The sequence below is a fragment of the Streptomyces sp. NBC_00289 genome (assembly GCF_041435115.1).
Taxonomy (GTDB): domain Bacteria; phylum Actinomycetota; class Actinomycetes; order Streptomycetales; family Streptomycetaceae; genus Streptomyces.
Map to the genome: position 1 here is coordinate 414,008 of NZ_CP108046.1, position 17,792 is coordinate 431,799.

The following is a 17,792-nucleotide window of genomic DNA, read 5'->3' on the forward strand; positions in this document are numbered from 1 at the left end:
CAATCGCCGAGGTTACGGCGGTTGGAAGTCGAGGCCGGTCTTGGCGATGAGGCCGTCGATGAGGCCAGGGCGGTACTGCATCCGTTTGAGCCGGTTCTTCACCAGCGTGGTGAGCTGGTCGAGGCTGTGTTTGGTGAGGTTGGCCAGGGACCGCTTCAGGTGCGACCACACGCCCTCGACCGGGTTGAACTCGGGCGCGTACGCGGGGAGTTGGTAAACGGTCAGCCATAATCGGGCGTCGATCAGCTCCCGCATGGTGCGGCTGACGTGCGTGTTCAGATTGTCCCAGACCAGGACGATCGGGCCGCCGAGTTGCTGGTGTGCGGCGTCGAGCAGGCGAGCGTAGTCGGTCTCGGTGAAGCCCTTGCGCCGGCCTTTGGCGGGGCCGCGGTCGAGATGAATGCGGTAGATCAGCCGGGCCCGGTGGCCGGACTTGGTGCAGATCAGTGCCGCCATGGAGATGCGCTTGGTGCCCGCCGCGGTGACGCGCACGACGGGCGTGTGGCCTCGTCGGCCCCAGGTTCGGCCTTTGGGCGGCCTCAGCCCCTGGCCAGCTTCGTCCTCGAAGCAGAGCCAGGCGCCCAGGTCCGCCGCCGTCTTTTTATGACGGGCCACTGCTCGTCCTTCCAGGCGGCGACCTTCGCCTCGTCGCGCTCGGTGGCCTTGCGGGAGGGGACCTGCACGCTCCAGCCGATGCGGTGCAGCAGCAGGTCCATCCCGGCCAGGGTGTACTCCACGCCGAACCGTCGGCGCACGACCTCGGCGATCCTCGCCAGAGTCCAGCACTGGTCGCTCCAGCCGGCGGCGGCCGGCCCAGCGTCCAACACCGCTTCCAGCGCACGCAGTTGGCGCGCATCAAGCTTGCAGCGGGCACCGCCCGGGCCCTTGGAGACCAGTGCCTGCCGACCACCCGAAGCCAACCCCCGACGCCAGCGGTTCGCTGACATCCGGGTCACCCTGAACCGCCGGGCCACCTCCCGGTCACTGGCCCCCGCCTCGATCAGATCAGCGGCCGCCAACCGGACCCGCTCACGCCGAACCCGCTCCTCAGCCGTCAGCCCTCCGCCATCGGGATACCTCATCCCTCCGGCATAGCGCGGCCTACGACAGCCGTCACGACCCCACGTAACCCACACCCTTAAAGATCTCTAGCTTGCAGACGTGTTCGCGGACATGGGCCCGTGAGGTGCGGATCGCAGCCAGGGCCTTCCGGCCCGGCCGAGGCGAGGACATCGATGAGGCGGGAGACAGTGGGATCTGAGGCCACCCGACCGAACACGGCAGATTCGGCCCGCAGCATCCCCACGTCCGCGAGACAGTCCCCGCCGAGCGCGACCGCCAGGGCCTCATCCAGCGGGACCTTCCCCGGATCGTGCACTGCCCGCGCCTTGCACCACGGCGTCAGAGCCGCAGATATCGCCTGGCCCAACCCAATCTTCCTTGCCGTCTCCAGCAGGACGCCTCCCGCCTGCGAAACCACCGCCCGGCCACCACCCTCGAAGCGGACACGCGGGTAGAACCCGATACGCTTCTTCACCTGGGAAGTGCCTCCGACGGTGGCAGGAACAAGGACCTCGACAATCCTCATTCTTGCTGGTCAGAGGGTGACTACTTAGGTGTTTGATTACGCGTGAGCGGGCGGCAGCCAGACGTTTCCGGCGAAGAGGTCGCGGAGGACGTTCATGGGGTTGAGGCCGTGTTTGCGGGCGGTGGAGGGGGAGGAGCGCACGAGGAGCCAGCGGTTGGCGCTGTCGGGGGTGCGCCAGCCGCGGAGATGTTCATCTAAGGTGCGGGCGCGGGTACGCCGGCACGTGTGGTCGCTGCTGCATCTGCGGCCGGGCGGCTTCCCCTGGCTGACGGTCGCCGGGAAGCGGCTGCATGGCTGGGTAGTGATCGATATGGACGCGACGATCATCACGGCGGCGTCGAAGAAGTAGGGCGCTACGGCGACCTGGAAGAAGCCGTTCGGGTTTCATCCGCTGGCCGCGTGGTGCGCGAACACGTGTGATCGGCGGTGAGCGCGACCCTCAGGTTCTGGCCCGGCTCGCCGTCGGAACCCTGAAGGACAAGGAAGCCCAACTGGTTTAGGCGTTGACCGGATTCTTCACCGATCACCACGCTTTCCTGGCCCGCACCATGCTGGATCGCATTGACGCCGCCACAGCCACCGTCAAAGGGCTCACCGCCGAGACCGCCGTCTTGAGCCCTACCGGCGCCAGCTGGAGCTGCTGGTGACCATCCCGGGAATCAGTCGCACCGCAGCCCAGGTCGTGGTTGCGGAGATCGGGGTCGGCAGGGGGCGCTTCCCCACTGCCGGCCACCTCGCTTCCTGGGCCGGGTCTGCCTGGGCAACCACGAATCCGCCGGCAAGGTCACCAGCGGACGCACCCGCCACGGTGACGCCTGGCTCAAGGGAGTCCTGGGCAACGCTGCCGCGGCAGCGGCCCGCTCGAAGAACACCTATCTCGCCGCCTAGTTCCGGCGCCTGGTCGGCCACCGGGGCAAGAAACGCGCGCTCGTCGCCCTCGAGAACTCGATCCGCGTCGCCGTCTGGCACATCCTCACCAGGGACACTCCCTACCAGGACCTCGGCGCCGACCACTTCATCAACCGCATCCGCAAGTCCGGGCACACCCGCAGACTCGTTGGCCAGCTCACCCGGCTCGGCTACGACGTATCTCTCGAACCCCGCACCAACGGCTGATCAGGCGGGGATTTTCAGAGCAGATCGAGGCTAATGCCCTAACTCGCCGGCATTGCAGGTCAACGGGGCCTTTCTGCTATCGGGACGTCGGATCACCTAATCCCGCTGAATATCCAGGGTTCAACCTTGCGGCGGCTGGACGTCATCGTATGCCGAGGCTGAGCCTGGCCGCCGGGACCTGGCCGCGGACAACGGCCGTCGATCACGGAACTCGCACCCATCTCGGCGACGGGCCCACGCGATGGACGTTGGCTGGCCAGGGAGCAGTTCCCAAAGCCGCTGTGCCGTGTGGCTGCCTCGGCCGCCTGACATTGCAGACGTCGGGAGCTGGTGTTCATTACTACGGCACCGCAATTGTGGTCAGTCACCACCTTCCATTTCTCTTCTATGACGCCAGGACTGCATCATGTCCACCACTTCCCGCGCAGGCGTGGGGAGCTCGTGCACGCGTGCCAGCAGCTGTCTCCTGGCTCTCCGACGGCTGACTGCGGGGACTACATGGGGGAGCACGTTCTGGGCATCCAGGAGAAGCGTGAGGGCTACGTCCGATTGGTTGCCTCGACCCTCGACAGCGTCCAGCACCCGTTGAAGCGCGTGGCGGTGAGCTTGCGTGTCGTCGATGTCCATGCCGAAGTCGTTGACGAGCCGGGCCCGCCAGTCCCTGGGAGTGCATCGGTGCGCTACTCCGGCCGTCTCGAGTTCGCGGCAGACCAGGTCTGGAGCGAAGACAGCCGCGCGCTCCAGCCAAGTCCACACCGTACCCAGTGTTGCCTCGTGGACCCGGCGAGCCAAATCCCGCACGGCCTGATCCGGCGCCAAGGCAGGGTTCATATCGCCCGGATGCACGGTAACGGTCCGCCTGAACCAGCCCTGCCGTTGCACGGAGAATGCCCCCGTCAGTGCCCCGTCCAGCAGCAATCCTGCCGAGGGCAGCACCTCTGTGGCCTGATCTCCGTGCCATCCCCCGGATGATTTGGCTGCCAGCAGCATCGCCGCACCGCGCACAGTGTGATGGGGGCGGGTGGCGTGCAGGCGCTCCTGTCCAGCGGCATTCACTGTGCGGACCCATGGCGGACCCACCCAACGCCCACCGTGATACGAAGGGCGGTTAGAAAGCGCAGGTCAGCGAAATCCCAGGGCGTGTCCATTAGTGAGCTCCGATTGAACTGTATACCAGCGGCAGACTGTTTGTAAATTCGCGCAAGTGGTCACTCCGAAAACAGGTGGACTAACGGAGAATAGAATGAACTCTCCTCTGAAGCCCGTCGTGGACGCCATTCACTAGGAGAACGATGACCGGAATCCGGCATTCCAGGCACTGGATGATGAACTTCCTAGACTGCCCAGTCCGGGGATGGAGGTGGAAACGCTGAGCCACGACAGGAAGCTGCCACTAGTGCCACCGCAGCCCCGATTCGGAAATTCCTGATCCCTGGCTTATCTCTGTCAAAGTTGAGTACTGGCTTCTCGGAGGATCAGCTGGCTTGCTTCCCGCCTTACATCCCCTGATCTGATCTGCACCAGAATGACGTCATAACCTTTCCTGGCTTTGGATATTCCGCGGCTCGAACTGCTTCGTCCACGATTCCGTTCTCGGAGCAGGACGGTGTCTCCGTGCCACAGGGTGTGGGTCTGGAGCAGTTGGTCCGCTCGCATGGCCGCCTCCGGAGATGTTCGGGTGGGCCAGGGCTGGCTGGCTTCCTGGTGCTCCCGCGTGTGGGGCGGGGTTCTTCCAGGATGCCTGGTGGGGTCAGGCGGCGCCGAGGTCGGCCCAGTGGTCGATGAGACCGTCGGTGTCGGTGTTGGTGTCGTTGTCGTTGTTGGTGTTGGGGGTGGTGCCGGTGTGGTGGGCGAGGGTGGTGATGATGGTGGTGCCGCGGCCGTGTTCGTCTGTGGGGCGGGTGGTGGCCCAGCTGGTGGTGGGGGAGGCGGTGTGGGGGCCGCCGTCGCTGACGTGGACTTGGACGCGGCCTGGGCCGTTGGTGGTGGTGTGCAGGTGCAGGGCGACGGGGGGCAGGGCGTGGGTGACGGCGTTGGTGACCAGTTCGGAGATGACCAGCAGGGCGTCGTAGAGCTGGTTCTCATCTAGTCCCCAGGAGGCCAGGATGGGGCGGGCGGCACGGCGGGCGGTGGCCGGTGCGAGCGGTCCGTGTTCCAGTGGCAGGCTGAACACGCGCGCACCGGCCGCGGCGGCGTGCGGCGCGGGGCGCTGCTGCCGGCTGCGGGAGATCGTGGTGGTCGTCATCAAGATCACTGCCTGTCCGGAAGGGGGCCGGAATGCTTCTTCTGGTACTTCCAGCACACTCCCGTCGAGCGCAGGCTCCCTGAGTAGACGATACCCAAAACATAAAAATCGGGCAATCGGCCCGTCCGGCCCTGGGATGACGGGTGGAGTTCGTCCGCGCGGACGACGGTGAGGAGGCATGGGCGGGCGAGAGGGACCCGGCAGTGCCAGGACGTCCCGTATCTGACCTGATGTTCGTCCAGCCCGGTCAGGTCCTTGCCGGACTGGAAGGACTCCTCGATCGTCCCTGTGTCTGGTGATCCGTACCAGGGTGGACAGTGGAACTCGGGTCACCGGCAGCGGTTGTAGAAGTGGTTGCGGCGCGGTCAGAAAAGGGTTGGCTGATGAGCGCCGTCCGGGCCGCGTAGGGGCGTCGTTGCCTTTGTCTCTAAAGCGTGTTGCACAACGCCGTGATGTTGCAGGTCAGGTCCCGACCACGGCTCTAGCCTCAATACCAGTGACTTAGGGTGGTGGCTGGTAGGGTGCGTGGCGGGGAGGTGCCGGGATGCCACGGCCGGGTCAGGTGAAGCCGGAGACGGACGAGCGGTTGTCGGATCGCATCGCGGTCGGGCTGTTGACGCGGTCGTTCCCGCCGGAGCTGGTGGATCGGGTGGTGGCCCAGTGCGGGAGGTCCGGGCAGCGTAACCGGCTGCTGCCGCCGCGCGTGGTGGTCTACTTCGTGCTGGCGATGTGCTTGTTCTCCGGCCAGGGCTACGAAGAGGTCGCTCGGCTGCTGACGCATGGGCTGACCTGGGCGAAGCGCTGGTCGGGGTCGTGGCAGGTACCGACCACGGGGGCGATCTCGAGAGCGCGCGCGAAACTCGGTCCAGAACCGCTGAAGGCCCTGTTCGCCTCGGTGGCCCGGCCGTTGGCCACGGAATCGACACCGGGTGCCTTCTACGGCCGGTGGCGGCTGATGGCCATCGACGGCACAGTCTTCGACGTTCCGGACAGCCAGGAGAACGTGGCGCACTTCGGGCGCCCGAAGACCCACCGCACCCAGCGGTGTGCGTATCCGCAGGTGCGGGTGGTCGCGCTGGCCGAGTGCGGCACCCATGCCATCACCACGGCGGCTCTCGGCCCATGCACCACGTCCGAACTCGTGCTGGCCCGCGAGCTGTTCGGTCACCTGGGCGAGGACGATCTGCTGCTGGCCGACCGCGGCTTCACCGGCCTGGAGCTGTGGCGGGCGGCCTCGGCCGGCGGTGCGGACCTGCTGTGGCGCATCCGTTCCCACCAGGTGCTGCCGGTCCGCGAAGAGCTGCCCGACGGCTCGTACTTGTCAGAGATCGTCGCGGCCAGAGACCACCGCAAGCGTGCCGACCCGGAAATGGTGCGGGTGATCGAGTACACCCTGGACGATCCCGGGCAGGACGCCCCTTACCGGCTGATCACCACGGTCCTCGATCCCGATGCCGCCCCGGCCACCGAGCTGGCCGCCCTCTACCACCAGCGGTGGGAGTTCGAGAACACGCTGGACGAGCTGAAGACCCATCAACGCGGACCTGCCCAGGTCCTGCGCTCCCGCTCACCCGAAGGCGTCGAGCAGGAGGTCTGGGCACACCTGCTGGTCCACCACGCCATCCGCACCCTGATGCACGACGCCGCCGAGCAGGCCGGCCTCGACCCCGACAGGCTCTCCTTCACCCGGAGCATCCGCCTCGCACGACGCCAGGTCACCGCGCAGGCGGCCTTTCCCCCTGACCGTCTGACCGCCGCCCTCACCGACGAACTCCGCGAGATCACCGCGCGCCTGTTACCCACCCGCCGCAGACGCTCCAACCCGCGCGTGGTCAAACGCAAGATGTCCAACTTCGGCGTCAAACGCGACGAGCACTACACCTGGCCTCAGCCCACCCGGGACCCAGCAGACGCCAGTGACCATCGCCCCGCACTGGCGCACCGCCCCGATCAACCCGTCAACCAAAGCCCGACGAAGCTAGGTCACTAAGTCACTGGTATTGAGGTTAGCGCTCGTTCGCACCGTCGCTCCCGAACTCCTCGTGCTGCAGGGCATCGGGCCCATCAGTGCCGCTCAGATCCTGATCAGCTGGTCGCACTCCGGCCGCTTTCGGTCCGAGGCAGCGTTCGCGGCCTTCGCAGGCGTCGCTCCAATCCCCGCTTCGTCAGGGCTGACCAACCGGCACAGGCTCAACCGCAGCGGAGACCGGCAGCTCAACCGGGCCCTCCATACGATCACCTTGATCCGCATCCGTCTCGATCCGATCACCCGTGCCTACGTTGCCCGCCGAATCAGCGAGGGGAAGACCGCGAGGGACGCCCAGCGCTGCCTCAAGCGCGCAATCTGCCGACAGCTCTTCAAGCTCCTCGAACGAGGAGATCAGCCCACACGGCAGATCGCTGCTGATGGTCTCCCTCAAGCAGCTTGACTTGATATAGCAGCCTCGGGGCGACCTTGCAGGTCCGAGCCCCGTGGACCGGGGTAAGCCAGGTTCCAAGATGCATGTCCTGTCCGACGCGAACGGACTGCCCTTACGGGTCGGGCTCTCCGCGGCCAACCCCCACGACAGTCTCGCGCTGAAGCCGATGCTGTCCCATTTCCACGTGGGACACGAATCCCACGCGGCCGACTCCAAACCCGTGCGTCTTCATGCAGACAAGGCGTACGACATCCCCCACCTGCGGCGATGGCTGTGGGGCAAACGCATTGGCGTCCGTATCGCCCGCAAGGGCATTGACTCCAGCGAGCGGCTCGGCCGTCGCAGGTGGGGCATCGAGCGCACCATGTCCTGGCTGACGGGCTACCGCCGTCTCAACCACCGCTACGAGTGGAAGCCAGGCACCTACCTGGCCTTTCTCGGCCTGGCATCCGCTCTCTGCTGCTACAAGCGGTTCCTCAAACTGACCATGTAGGACACTGAGGATTTTCAGCAGTAGCTCTCAAGGGTGAGGACGGCTTTGGCTGCGGTGGTGAGCCAGGTGGGGCTGCAGCGGGCTTTGCGGAAGATCCGCCAGGTCTTCAATCGGGCCATGCCGCGCTCGACCGGGTAGCGCAGGCGGGCATGAGCCCTGTTCAGCGATAGCTGCCGGCGGTTGAGTTCTTTGCCGGGAGAACGTCGGATCGGGGTGGTGATGGTGCCGCCGGCACCGAGGTAGCCGAGGTCGGCCAGGACCGGGATACCGAGTCTGCGGCAGGTGTCGATGATCCGGTGGGTGCGGGCGGCGGTGAGGTCGTGGGTGCGACCGGGCAGCGCCTTCGAGATCCATACGATGGTGCCGTCCGGATCGGTGACGACCTGCAGGTTCACACCGTGACGCCGGTGCTTTCCCGAGTAGTCCCCGCGGCCGTCACCGACCCGGTCGCACTCCGCGAGGGTGCCGTCCACCAGCACGTATTCCGCCCGGGCCTTCACTTCACGCAGGGCCCGCGTCAGCCCCGGAGCCCGGCGCGCCAGCAGGCCCACCACGGAGCGGACATAGGCGTGCGCGGTCCCGACGCTGATGCGGAAACCAGCGGCGATCTGGGCCAGCGTGGTGTGCTGGCGCAAGTACACGAGCGCGACAACCGCACGCGCGGACGGACGGAGCTTGCACCGGCGGTCACCCTCACGAAGGACGATCAGCATCGTGACCGTCTCCACGAGGGCATGCGGGAGGTCGAGTGCGGCAGGATACGTAATCAACGGGGCTCCCCGGCAACCGAGATCGCATGTCAGATACCTCTCTCAACTGCCTGGGAGCCTCGTCCGTTGCCCTGCCAGCCATCCCCTTGCATCACTCGATCAGTGGCCACCCTGAAAACGCTCACTGTCTAAGCTGGCCGTCTTCGAGCCGCCAGTCCGGCAGATCCGCCATAGCCTCGCCGATTTCCCAGGGTGCAAGCCGTTCGCGCTTCACGCTGCTTCCAGCCGGGCGATCGAATCGTCATCACACTCAGCCCAGAAGGTGCCCACCACATTCTCCAGGTGCTCGACAGAATCTGCGCAGAATAGCAGTTCCTGGTATTTTGTAATGTCATACTGGAAAGTGCCCATAGCTCGAAGGTCCAGGGGGCGAATGTGCATCGTCCTGAATTTTTCAATCTCACCGCAGGAAGATAGGATCCCTGCACCGTATGCCCGCAATTCGCCGCTCTCTTTCATCACGCCAAATTCCAGAGTGAACCAGAATATTTTGGATATAAACTCCAGAGCGGACTGGGTCTGGACCCTCCTGGCTGCCTCACCAGCCAGCCGGTATAGTCGGGCGAAACGGTCGGACGCGAGCATGTTCGCATGACCGATGACCTCGTGGATAACATCCGGCTCGGGTGTATAGAACGGCATGCTGATGTGCCGTATGTACTGCGTGGAGTGGAAGTATCCATCGGCGAGAACCTCGTAGAACTCGCGGAGCGGCACCAGTCCTGCGGCTGGCAGATATCGGAAGCCCGTCAAAGGCTCCAGCGCCTCGCTGACTTCCTGAAGCTGGGGAATCCTGTGCGCAGGAAGCCCCAGCCGCTCCGTCCCCTGCAGGAATTCTTCAACAGCGTACTTCTGATGCTTAGGGGAGAGTTCCTTACTGACATGGGCCCAAAGGGCATCCTCAAGGGCGGTGTACTCGACCACCGGAACCGGCTGCTCCCTTGCGTGCCCGAGCGTCAAGGCCGCGATGTCGTTGCGGCGCGCTCGGTACACTGGATCGCCGAAGCCCGGGTCGCTCTGCGCGAGTTCCACCACAACACCGCCGACCGTCTGCGAGACGGGCGCGAAATACTGCGCTTCTTCAAACATGTACCCGATGAGAACATCTCGCGACGTCGATAGGCAATCGCGGCACCGTACAGTAGAGCTCGACCAACGGCATTCCCCGTGCTGGCGTCGTCAGCTTCACGTTCCTGGCAGGGGTGGGCTGTCGGTGGTGTCCCGGATCCAGATGGCGTGTTCGGGTGTGTCCCGGATCGCTGGGGTGGTCTTGGCGATGTTATCCGCTTCCAGCGGCCGCAGTCTGCCGAGGGCCAGGTTCCGCAGAGCGGCCATTGCCCGCGGCGCGCTGCCGGTGTGGACGGTGGAGGCGTCCTTGGCGAACACCACATCTCTGACATGGTGGCTGGAATTTTTGATTGCCCGGTGCCCGCGCACGTATCCGCCCAGCTGGGCAGGGCTGGCCTGGTGGGTATCGAGGCTGGTGACGGCGTAGATCGTCTCCCGGGTGTGCCGCTTGCCGCTCTCTTGTCGGCGCTGGTGGATGCGTAGGGCCGTGCCGTGCTTGCGGGAAGGCGATCGGGTCCAGGTTCGCCGCGGTGGCCGTGGTCTTGGCCGAGTGGGATTCCCGCTGCCCGTGCCCGGTGCCGGAGACGGTGTGCGCTACGGGCATCTGTTCCCACGGCAGGGCTTTGACCTGGGCCGACGCGGTCGGCTGGGTTCCCTTGATCGGGTGAGGGCGGGGGCGTGGGTGACGGCGGACAGCAGGTGCCGGTGGCGCTGCTGCCGGTGCGCGGAGCCGGACAGTGCCTTGCCGTCCACCGCGATCGCCGGCCGCGCTTTCCCGTGCAGCAGATGCGTACCTGCGCGGGAGTAACCACGCCGGGCTTCTACCACTGGAGATCGAGGCCGATGTCGGCCACCGCGAAGCGCCGTGCGGAGCTGAGGGCAGTCATCCTCCAGGTCTTCTCCGACTCGCATGAGACCTACGGCTACCGGCGTGTCCACGCCGCGCTCCAGCGAATGAACGTGCAGCCGAAGCGGAACTGGTCCGTGCGCTGATGCGCGAGCTCGGCCCGGTGCCATGCCAGCCGCGGCCCCGGCGGGCGACCACGATCGCCGATGATACGGCGCCAGCCACCCCCGGCCTGCTGGCCCGTGAATTCACCGCTGACGCGCCCGGACACAAACTGGTCAGCGACATCACCTACGTTCACACCCGGGCCGGGTTCCCGTAGCGCGCGACCGTCATCGACTGCCACACCAAAGCAGTGGCCGGCTGGGCGATGGCCGTCTTCATGAGTTTCCGCAGGAAGCGCCTGGCCGCGGGCTCGTCGCGGCGGTTCTGCAGCAGGATGTCGAGCACGTTGCCGTCCTGGTCCAGGGCCCGCCACAGGTACCGCTGCCGTCCCTGGATCGTGACGAAGACCTCGTCGAGATGCCACTTGTCGCCCGGCTTCGGGCGCCAGCAGCGCAGCGCGTTGGCGTACGCGGGGCCGAATCGGCGGGTCAACTGGTGGATCGTCTCGTAAGACGGGTCTTCGACGTTAAAGTGGTGCAGGTCGCCTTTCGCCCTGACCGGTCGTCACGTCCGTGACTGTTGGGCTGTTTGTTCGTCCCTGGATGCGGGGCGCCCGTGGTCCTGGGTGATCATTTCTGTTCTTGACGCAGAACGATCATCTGGGGAGCCACGGGCGTGGTCAACGATACGAGGTTGTTGCTGGACCTGGCCGGGGTGTCCGTCGTCCGGGTCGAGCGGTTGGAGGACGGTGGGCGCCGGGTCCATCTGGCCACGGCAGACGAGACGGCCAGGGCGTGCCCGGTGCGCGGGTCTTTTCCTCCCGGGCGAGAGGGCCGGTGACCACCCGGCCGCGCGACCTTCCGTACGGCGAGAGCGGGCTGGAGTTCTTCTGGCACAAGCGCCGGTGGTGGTGCGGGGAGGTAACCTGTCCGCACAAGTCGTTCACCGAGCAGGTTCCGAAGATACCGGCCGGATCTGGATCACGACGCAGCTGCGGGCCTGGGCCGGACGCCGGGTGCGGGACGCCGGTTCCACGGTCGTGCAGGCCGGCCGTGACCTGGGCCTGTCCTGGCCGGTGGTGATGGGCGCCTTCCGTACCACGGCTTTGATGGTGGTCGAGGCGCCGCTGCCCGAGGTCGAGGTGCTGGGCATCGACGAGACCCGGCGCGGTGGCACCCGCTGGGAGCAGGATCCCGACACAGGGAAGTGGAAGCTCACGCGGGATGGGTGGCATACGGGGTTCGTCGACGCGCTCGGCACCGGTGGGCTGCTCGGCCAAATCGAGGGCCGCAGTGCCGCCGACGTCCTGGCTGTCCACTCCGCCCCTGGCCTGGCGCAAGAGCATCCGGTGCGTGGCCTTCGACATGTCGGCCACCTACCGGGCCGCGATCCGCACCGGACTCCCGGGCGCTGTGAGCGTGGTCGACCACTTCCACGTCGTCCAACGCGCGAACAAGGTGCTCTCCACCGTGCGGCGTCGCACCACCGCCGGGGTCCGGGGCCGGCGCGGACGGGCCACCGACCCAGAATGGACAGCCCGCCGACGGCTGCTCCGCAACCGCGAGAACCTCACCGACGAGCAGTTCGCGAAGATGTGGAACCCGCTGCTGAACGAGGGACCGATCGGGCAGAGACTGCTGACCGTGTGGATCGCCAGGGAAAGCCTGCGTACCCTCCTCGCCCTGGCCCGCACCGGCGCCGACCGTGAGCAAGCAGGCCATGCCCGGTGGAAGTTCCTTACCTGGTGCGCCGACTCCGGCATCCCCGCGCTCGCCATCACCGTCGACCGCTGGTGGCCCGAGATCGCGGCGTTCATCGATAACCGGACACGCGCTAAGAGTGAAGGAATCAACCGCGTCATCAAGCTTGTCGCCCGCAACGCCCTTCGGCTTTCGCAACGCAGACAGTCAACGCCTACGCACACACGCTGCGTCACCACTCGTCGAGCCCGCGGACACCTCCGCACCGCTTAACTTCGAAAACCCCGTAGAACACCTCGATGCCGCGCTCGAGCGTCAACTCCTCGACGTCGCGCACACTCGGCCTGAAGCTGATCCGGGCCTGGCTGCGGATGGGAGTCTTGGAGGGCGGGGTGACGTCCCCCACCGGGGCCGGTACCCCGCAGGGCTCACCGGTTCCCCGTTGCTGGCGAATATCGCGCTGCACGTTCTCGATGAGGCGTGGCAGAACGAAGGCCGCCGGCTGGGGATGCTGGTGAGGTACTGCGATGATTTCGTAGTCCTCTCGCCGACGGAGCAACGGGCCCAACAGGCTCGCGAGTTAGCGGCACGAGTGCTGGAACAGCTCGGAATGCGATTGCACCCCGAGAAGACCGGCATCGTCTGCCTCACCCGAGGCGGGCAGGGTTTCGACTTCCTCGGCTTCCACCACCGGAAGATGGAATCGTGGAAATGGCGGGGCAAGTACTACTTGCAACGCTGGCCCTCGGCCAGAGCGATGAGGGTACTGCGGGACAAAGTCCGCGCGGCGACCGCTCGTTCGAAGGCTGAACGGCCGGTATCCGCCGTGGTAGCCGATCTCAACCCCGTGCTGCGGGGCTGGGCTGCGTACTTCCGTAACGGCAACTCCGGACGGAAGTTCAATGTGGTCGACGGCTATGTCCACGAGCGGCTGGCGATCTTTGCCAGCGGGAAACACAGACTTGCGGGCAGGAACTGGACCACCCGTTTTACCTGGGATGGATCACTCGGCTCGGTGTCTACCGTCTTACCGGAAACGTGCACAGGGCGACGGCGCATGCCAGCCGGTGAACGATGTCGGAAAGCCGTGTGCGGGAGAACTGCATGCACGGTTTGAAGCGGCGGGGACTGGAAACGGGAGCATCAGCCGCCGCGCCAGTCCCCGACCCTACTGCAGTTACACCTCCCTGCACCGGGCGCGCGCCAGCAGTCGACGAGCTGCGTTCCACATATTTGAGTATGAGTTACCCGCTTCGCTTCGGCGTGAAGGGTGTGATTCTATGGTCGAGAATTTCCACACCTGAAATCCTGTGCTGTTTTGCAGATCGGCAGAGAGAAAGGCGTGGCCAACCTAAACGGCTGCGATGAATATTAGTGAACCGCTCTTCTTGAAGCGCCGCACCTTGGGGTCTTCCCAGCAGTCGGATGATCGATTGGGATTTAGTGAATCAACGTCTAAAATTTCCCGCCATTTCTGTACGTATTTCAGCGGACCTAGAAAGGGCCCGGCAGCGTAATATCGCCTGGATGTGCGAGCACAGCTTGTTGGTAACCGCTGAAGAGATCAACGGCTTCAACTCATGGCGCTTGCCGGAGCTGATTGCATACGCTTTTCCGAAGGCCCACGGGAAGGAACTCGACATATTGGTTGACATGCTCGGATGGTATACATTTGTCGATGACTACTTCGATGGCCCGGTGGGTCACTCTCGGATCTCTTCGAAAAATATCATCAAACCCATGATTGATACGCTGCATAATGACGCTTCGGACGTGGCAGGGGATATTTCCGTCCCAGTCCTTGCTGCTTGGGCGGATTTGTGGCATCGGCAGACGGAAGGTATGTCTACAGCCTGGAGAGGAAGGGCAGCAAAAGAATGGAAAGCATGCCTCGGGACATTTATAGATGAATCCTCTTACCGTGAGACGCGAAGCTTCATCAGCACAGAGGACTTGGTACCGCTACGCCGTCACGCCAGCTGCCTTTACCCTTTCATGAATATGCTTGAGCGCGTGTTGGGAGACGAGGTCCCCTCTCTTCTTCTCGATGACCGGGAAATGAAATATCTCCGTGCTCATACAGCCGATATCGCGACCTGTATAAATGACTTGTACTCCCTGGAGCGAGAGGAACGACAGGGGGAGCAGTTCAATATGGTGCTGAATTTGCAGCGAGTTCATGGCTGCGGTCGCGATGAGGCCATGGCGGCCACGCGTGCAAAAATTTATCAGCTTCTAGACGAATGCGTTCAATTGTCATCCAGTATCACCCAGTCTTATCCATCGAGCCTGCGATACGTGGAGGGGATTCAGGCTATGGTCAATGGCATTTATCTCTGGACTTCGAAGACGGATCGTTATGCACTTCCGGCGGATGTTGGGTTCGTCTCCGAGATATCAAAATAAAGGGCATTGTCAGGTTCTATGAAGGACCTCTGCTCTGGGATGATCGTCGGGTTCGTTGATCATCAGGGAGGAGGGGAATCCACCCTGGGGCCTAACCTCAATACCGGGACTCTGTTGGTGATCTTGTTAGGGGTGCTGACAGGTCGTCTGTTCGGCGGTTCGCTGGTGTGTGGCGGGGTGGTTCCGGAGAGAGGGCCGTGTCCTTACGGGCGCGGGGTTACCAGCGGATTCCGATGCGGGCGGCGTGGGCGGCGTGGGCGGCGTGTCCGAAGGGCACGCCGGGGATGCTGATGCGGGACCGGCTGGATGTGGTGTTCGAGGACGAGGGCTTCGCGGACCTGTACCCCAAGGACGGTCGGCGGGGCCTGTCGCCGGGACAGCTGGCGCTGGTGTCGGTGCTGCAGTTCGCGGAGAACCTGTCCGACCATACGGCCGCGAACGCGGTCCGCACCAGGATCGACTTGAAGTACGCGTTGCGCCTGGAACTGGGCGATCCCGACTTCGACCACTCGGTGCTGTGCGAGTTCCGGGCCTGGCTGGCCTGGGGCGACGCGGCCGACCGGCTGCTGCAGATGATGCTGCACCGGCTGACCGAGGCAGGACTGCTCACATCCGGTGGCTGGCAGCGCACCCGATGCGACCCATGTGCTGGCGGCGGTGCGCACACTGAGCCGGCTGGAGCTGGTCGGCGAGAGCCTGCGGTCCGCCCTCGAACAGCTCGCCCAGGCGGCCCCGGACTGGCTGCTCGGGCTGGTGGAACCGGAGTGGGACGAGCGCTACGGGCGCAAGGTCGACATCGGTAAGGTCCCCGGCGGGAAGGCCGGGGTAACCGCCCTTGCCGAGGCCTTCGGCCAGGACGGACGCAAGGTCCTGGCTGCCGCGTGGGCGGCGACGCCCCGCCCAGGCACCGGACGCTGGCGCAGGTAGAGATCCTGCGGCAGGTCTGGGTGCACCACTACTACCGGGATGTCCGTGGGCGGCTGCGCTGGCGTGGCGTCAAACGGGACACCGCCTGGTACGGCTACCGCACCCTTCACCGAAACGTGCACGTCACAGCTGCCGGAGGCAGTCGTGCACTTGGCCACCACGATCGCCCCGGTCCAGGACGGCGAACTCACCGCAAAGATCTACGACGACCTTGTGCCAATCGACCTGGCCCCGGCTGAGCATGCGGTCGACGCCGCCTACGTCAGCCCGGCCCAGATCGAACGCGCCCACCGGGTGCACGGCATCACCCTGCTCGGCCCTATCGTGCCGATGGGCCACCCGATACAACACCAGAAGGAGGCGCCAGCATCGGTCAGATCAGCCCGAACTCCTTCGAACAACGATCAGTTACGCTGACCACCGCCGCACGACAACCGGTGTCCACGATCCCGGGACAAGGCACCGCTCACCACGGCCGTCGGCCTCATCTCGGTCAGCGCACGCGAGCTGCTGACCATCCTGCGGGCAACCGCCCTGCCCCGGCTCCGCCACGACACGGCCATGTCCTGCACTGGTCCGCCTGGCGACGCCGACACCAGGCCATCGCGCAAGCCTGCCACCAGCGCTGGAACATCATCACCGCCGCCGCGACCACATGACCCCAGCCGCCTAACCAAGCGACATTGCTCTCAAGAGTGAGACGGCCCGTGGGACCCGCGGGCCGTCTCTTCTGTCTTGGTGCTTTCTCCCGAGATCAAGCCAACAGTACAAACGCGATGGGGTGGGGTTATCCATCGTGAAAGGGGCACAGGGCTCAGGTTGTCAATCCCAGTGATCGCGGCGTTTCGTTCATGAATTCTATTGCTTGGTCAGAAACTGTAGGTTGAAGCCAGTGTCAACGTAGGAGCCGGATGGGTTCTTGCAAAACAGTGTGACCTGCTCGGTCATGTTACTGGTGCTGTAAGAGCCCATCACGGAGCAGCGTGCCGCAGACCCGTCAGCCGTAGCCATGACACTTGGCCGAGTAATTCCCAAGGCCTGTTTCGGAAGGTTGACTACGTACACCCCCGGGGCGTTGCGGTTGACTGTTACTGTAAGGTTTTCCAGGCCATAGATTTTATTGTATGCCTGATCTTTCGTAAGGGCGGTCCACCCAGTATTGGTCATTTTGGGTGCGGACATATACGCCTCCCCAAGGTTGGCCCGACCGAGAATGTTCACGCCGCGAGCGTAGGTGACGCTCACTTTGGTATCGGCTGGCTGTCCCGTTACGGCGTCTGTGCAGGAAACGTCGACTCTGCGTGCCTGGCCGAGGCTTGTCTTCGCAATCGTCTTCTTGGTGACGCCACAGGTGACATCCCGTAGTTGCGTGCCGTACCACGGGCTGCCTGAGGCGAGCGCAGTGATTGCGAAGGTCTCCACTCCGGCGTTGCTCAGGTAGGGCAGGTCGAAACTATAGGCACCAGTACCAGAACGGTTGTAGGTTACGCTACCGGAGACGCTGGACTGCTGATATTGGGCAGTTCGCTGACCTGATGATGTAGCGAAGTCGTCATTGGTCAGGGCAGACACTACTTCGCCTGCAGTGTCAGATGCCCCTCCGGTATAGGTGATGGTGAACGGATTGTCAGCGTAGTGTCCGTTCGAGTCGAAGCAGACCACTGGTACGGCGACATAAGAGAGGCCATTGGCGTAGCCCTTGGTGACGGTGTGCTCGGGCACACAGTTGGCATCATTGATGGCTCGAACGTGTACCCCTACGGCTTTCATGGCCGTCGTCGCCGTGACCAGGCCTGGGAAACGGACCTGATAATACCCTGCTTTCACATGAAAGACGGATGCAGGGGGCCCTATTGGGTTGGCGCTGTTGTAAGCTGCGTTAGCTGACATGCCAATAAGCGATCCTATCGGCTCGTTTCCGTCAATCACAGCAAATCCAGCCGCTACTTGACCGGAGGCTGCGGCTGGGGAGACAGCACCGAGGGACAGGCCGCCGAGGCTACTGATGGCTGCGGCTGCAACACCGATCCGTCGAATGGCAGAACGTCGGAAGAACAAGTGACACTCCTTACCGAGAAAAAACGATCTCCACTATGTCCCGGAGGAC

General features: G+C 64.6%; 17 protein-coding genes and 5 pseudogenes. 12 read left to right on the top strand and 10 right to left on the bottom strand.

Features of this window, described 5'->3' with window-relative positions:
* Positions 1-12: 12 nt before the first annotated feature.
* The 3 genes and pseudogenes from OG985_RS02175 to OG985_RS02185 form a co-directional block, all read right to left on the bottom strand.
* On the bottom strand, positions 13-615 hold the full coding sequence (locus tag OG985_RS02175) for a transposase (protein WP_371666606.1): 603 nt from the start codon (positions 613-615) through the stop codon (positions 13-15).
* On the bottom strand, positions 540-1,082 hold the full coding sequence (locus tag OG985_RS02180; protein ID WP_371666607.1) for a winged helix-turn-helix domain-containing protein: 543 nt from the start codon (positions 1,080-1,082) through the stop codon (positions 540-542). Before OG985_RS02180 ends, OG985_RS02175 begins: the two co-directional genes overlap by 76 nt.
* A gap of 67 nt (positions 1,083-1,149) precedes the next feature.
* Positions 1,150-1,537 (bottom strand): annotated as a pseudogene (locus tag OG985_RS02185) (transposase); the annotation flags it as partial.
* A gap of 250 nt (positions 1,538-1,787) precedes the next feature.
* Between OG985_RS02185 and OG985_RS02190 the strand changes: the two are divergent.
* Both OG985_RS02190 and OG985_RS02195 read left to right on the top strand, forming a co-directional pair.
* Positions 1,788-1,937 carry a hypothetical protein gene (locus OG985_RS02190; protein WP_371666608.1) on the top strand — a complete coding sequence of 50 codons (150 nt, stop codon included), beginning with the start codon at positions 1,788-1,790 and terminating at the stop codon, positions 1,935-1,937.
* Positions 1,938-2,270: 333 nt separating this feature from the next.
* Complete coding sequence (locus OG985_RS02195; RefSeq protein WP_371674227.1) at positions 2,271-2,738, top strand: hypothetical protein; 468 nt, start codon at positions 2,271-2,273, stop codon at positions 2,736-2,738.
* A gap of 326 nt (positions 2,739-3,064) precedes the next feature.
* Here the strand turns inward: OG985_RS02195 and OG985_RS02200 are convergent, their stop codons facing one another.
* A complete protein-coding gene (locus tag OG985_RS02200; protein ID WP_371666609.1) occupies positions 3,065-3,694 on the bottom strand; it encodes a GPP34 family phosphoprotein in 630 nt (209 codons plus the stop codon).
* Positions 3,695-4,454: 760 nt separating this feature from the next.
* Positions 4,455-4,949, bottom strand: coding sequence for an ATP-binding protein (locus OG985_RS02205; protein ID WP_371666610.1), 495 nt, complete (start codon positions 4,947-4,949; stop codon positions 4,455-4,457).
* A gap of 544 nt (positions 4,950-5,493) precedes the next feature.
* Here OG985_RS02205 and OG985_RS02210 point away from each other — a divergent pair.
* From OG985_RS02210 to OG985_RS02220, 3 genes and pseudogenes are all read left to right on the top strand, one after another.
* Positions 5,494-6,690: pseudogene (locus tag OG985_RS02210) on the top strand (IS4 family transposase); the annotation flags it as partial.
* 301 nt (positions 6,691-6,991) lie between these two features.
* Positions 6,992-7,378 carry a transposase gene (locus OG985_RS02215; protein WP_371666611.1) on the top strand — a complete coding sequence of 129 codons (387 nt, stop codon included), beginning with the start codon at positions 6,992-6,994 and terminating at the stop codon, positions 7,376-7,378.
* Between the two features lie 19 nt (positions 7,379-7,397).
* Positions 7,398-7,862: pseudogene (locus OG985_RS02220) on the top strand (IS5 family transposase); the annotation flags it as partial.
* A gap of 14 nt (positions 7,863-7,876) precedes the next feature.
* Here OG985_RS02220 and OG985_RS02225 read toward each other — a convergent pair.
* The 3 genes from OG985_RS02225 to OG985_RS02235 form a co-directional block, all read right to left on the bottom strand.
* The gene (locus OG985_RS02225) at positions 7,877-8,632 is read right to left on the bottom strand and encodes a transposase family protein (protein ID WP_371666485.1); all 756 of its coding nucleotides are present in this window, start codon (positions 8,630-8,632) and stop codon (positions 7,877-7,879) included.
* 210 nt (positions 8,633-8,842) lie between these two features.
* Positions 8,843-9,721 (bottom strand): phenylalanine 4-monooxygenase, encoded by an 879-nt coding sequence (locus tag OG985_RS02230; protein ID WP_371666612.1) that lies wholly within the window; start codon positions 9,719-9,721, stop codon positions 8,843-8,845.
* 96 nt (positions 9,722-9,817) lie between these two features.
* Complete coding sequence (locus OG985_RS02235; protein WP_371666613.1) at positions 9,818-10,021, bottom strand: hypothetical protein; 204 nt, start codon at positions 10,019-10,021, stop codon at positions 9,818-9,820.
* A 357-nt stretch (positions 10,022-10,378) separates the two neighbouring features.
* Between OG985_RS02235 and OG985_RS02240 the strand changes: the two genes are divergently transcribed.
* Positions 10,379-10,693: an IS3 family transposase gene (locus OG985_RS02240; protein ID WP_371666614.1), complete on the top strand. Its 315-nt coding sequence runs from the start codon at positions 10,379-10,381 to the stop codon at positions 10,691-10,693.
* 214 nt (positions 10,694-10,907) lie between these two features.
* Here the strand turns inward: OG985_RS02240 and OG985_RS02245 are convergent.
* Positions 10,908-11,165, bottom strand: a pseudogene (locus OG985_RS02245) (DDE-type integrase/transposase/recombinase); the annotation flags it as partial.
* A gap of 779 nt (positions 11,166-11,944) precedes the next feature.
* On the opposite strand from OG985_RS02245, the gene OG985_RS02250 reads away from it, so the two are divergent.
* The 6 genes and pseudogenes from OG985_RS02250 to OG985_RS02275 all read left to right on the top strand — a co-directional run bounded on the left by OG985_RS02250 (position 11,945) and on the right by OG985_RS02275 (position 16,102).
* Positions 11,945-12,625, top strand: a complete 681-nt coding sequence (locus OG985_RS02250; protein ID WP_371666615.1) for a transposase — start codon at positions 11,945-11,947, stop codon at positions 12,623-12,625.
* Entirely contained in the window at positions 12,519-13,469 is a 951-nt protein-coding gene (locus tag OG985_RS02255; protein ID WP_371674228.1) for a group II intron maturase-specific domain-containing protein, read from the top strand. The genes OG985_RS02250 and OG985_RS02255 overlap by 107 nt, the downstream gene beginning before the upstream one ends.
* Before the next feature lie 308 nt (positions 13,470-13,777).
* Positions 13,778-14,758: a terpene synthase family protein gene (locus OG985_RS02260; protein WP_371666616.1), complete on the top strand. Its 981-nt coding sequence runs from the start codon at positions 13,778-13,780 to the stop codon at positions 14,756-14,758.
* A gap of 290 nt (positions 14,759-15,048) precedes the next feature.
* Positions 15,049-15,303: pseudogene (locus tag OG985_RS02265) on the top strand (transposase); the annotation flags it as partial.
* A gap of 70 nt (positions 15,304-15,373) precedes the next feature.
* On the top strand, positions 15,374-15,685 hold the full coding sequence (locus OG985_RS02270) for a hypothetical protein (protein WP_371674711.1): 312 nt from the start codon (positions 15,374-15,376) through the stop codon (positions 15,683-15,685).
* Positions 15,686-15,835: 150 nt separating this feature from the next.
* On the top strand, positions 15,836-16,102 hold the full coding sequence (locus OG985_RS02275; RefSeq protein ID WP_371666617.1) for a hypothetical protein: 267 nt from the start codon (positions 15,836-15,838) through the stop codon (positions 16,100-16,102).
* A 441-nt stretch (positions 16,103-16,543) separates the two neighbouring features.
* Here OG985_RS02275 and OG985_RS02280 read toward each other — a convergent pair whose 3' ends face one another.
* A complete protein-coding gene (locus OG985_RS02280) occupies positions 16,544-17,743 on the bottom strand; it encodes a hypothetical protein (protein WP_371666619.1) in 1,200 nt (399 codons plus the stop codon).
* Positions 17,744-17,792: the final 49 nt, after the last annotated feature.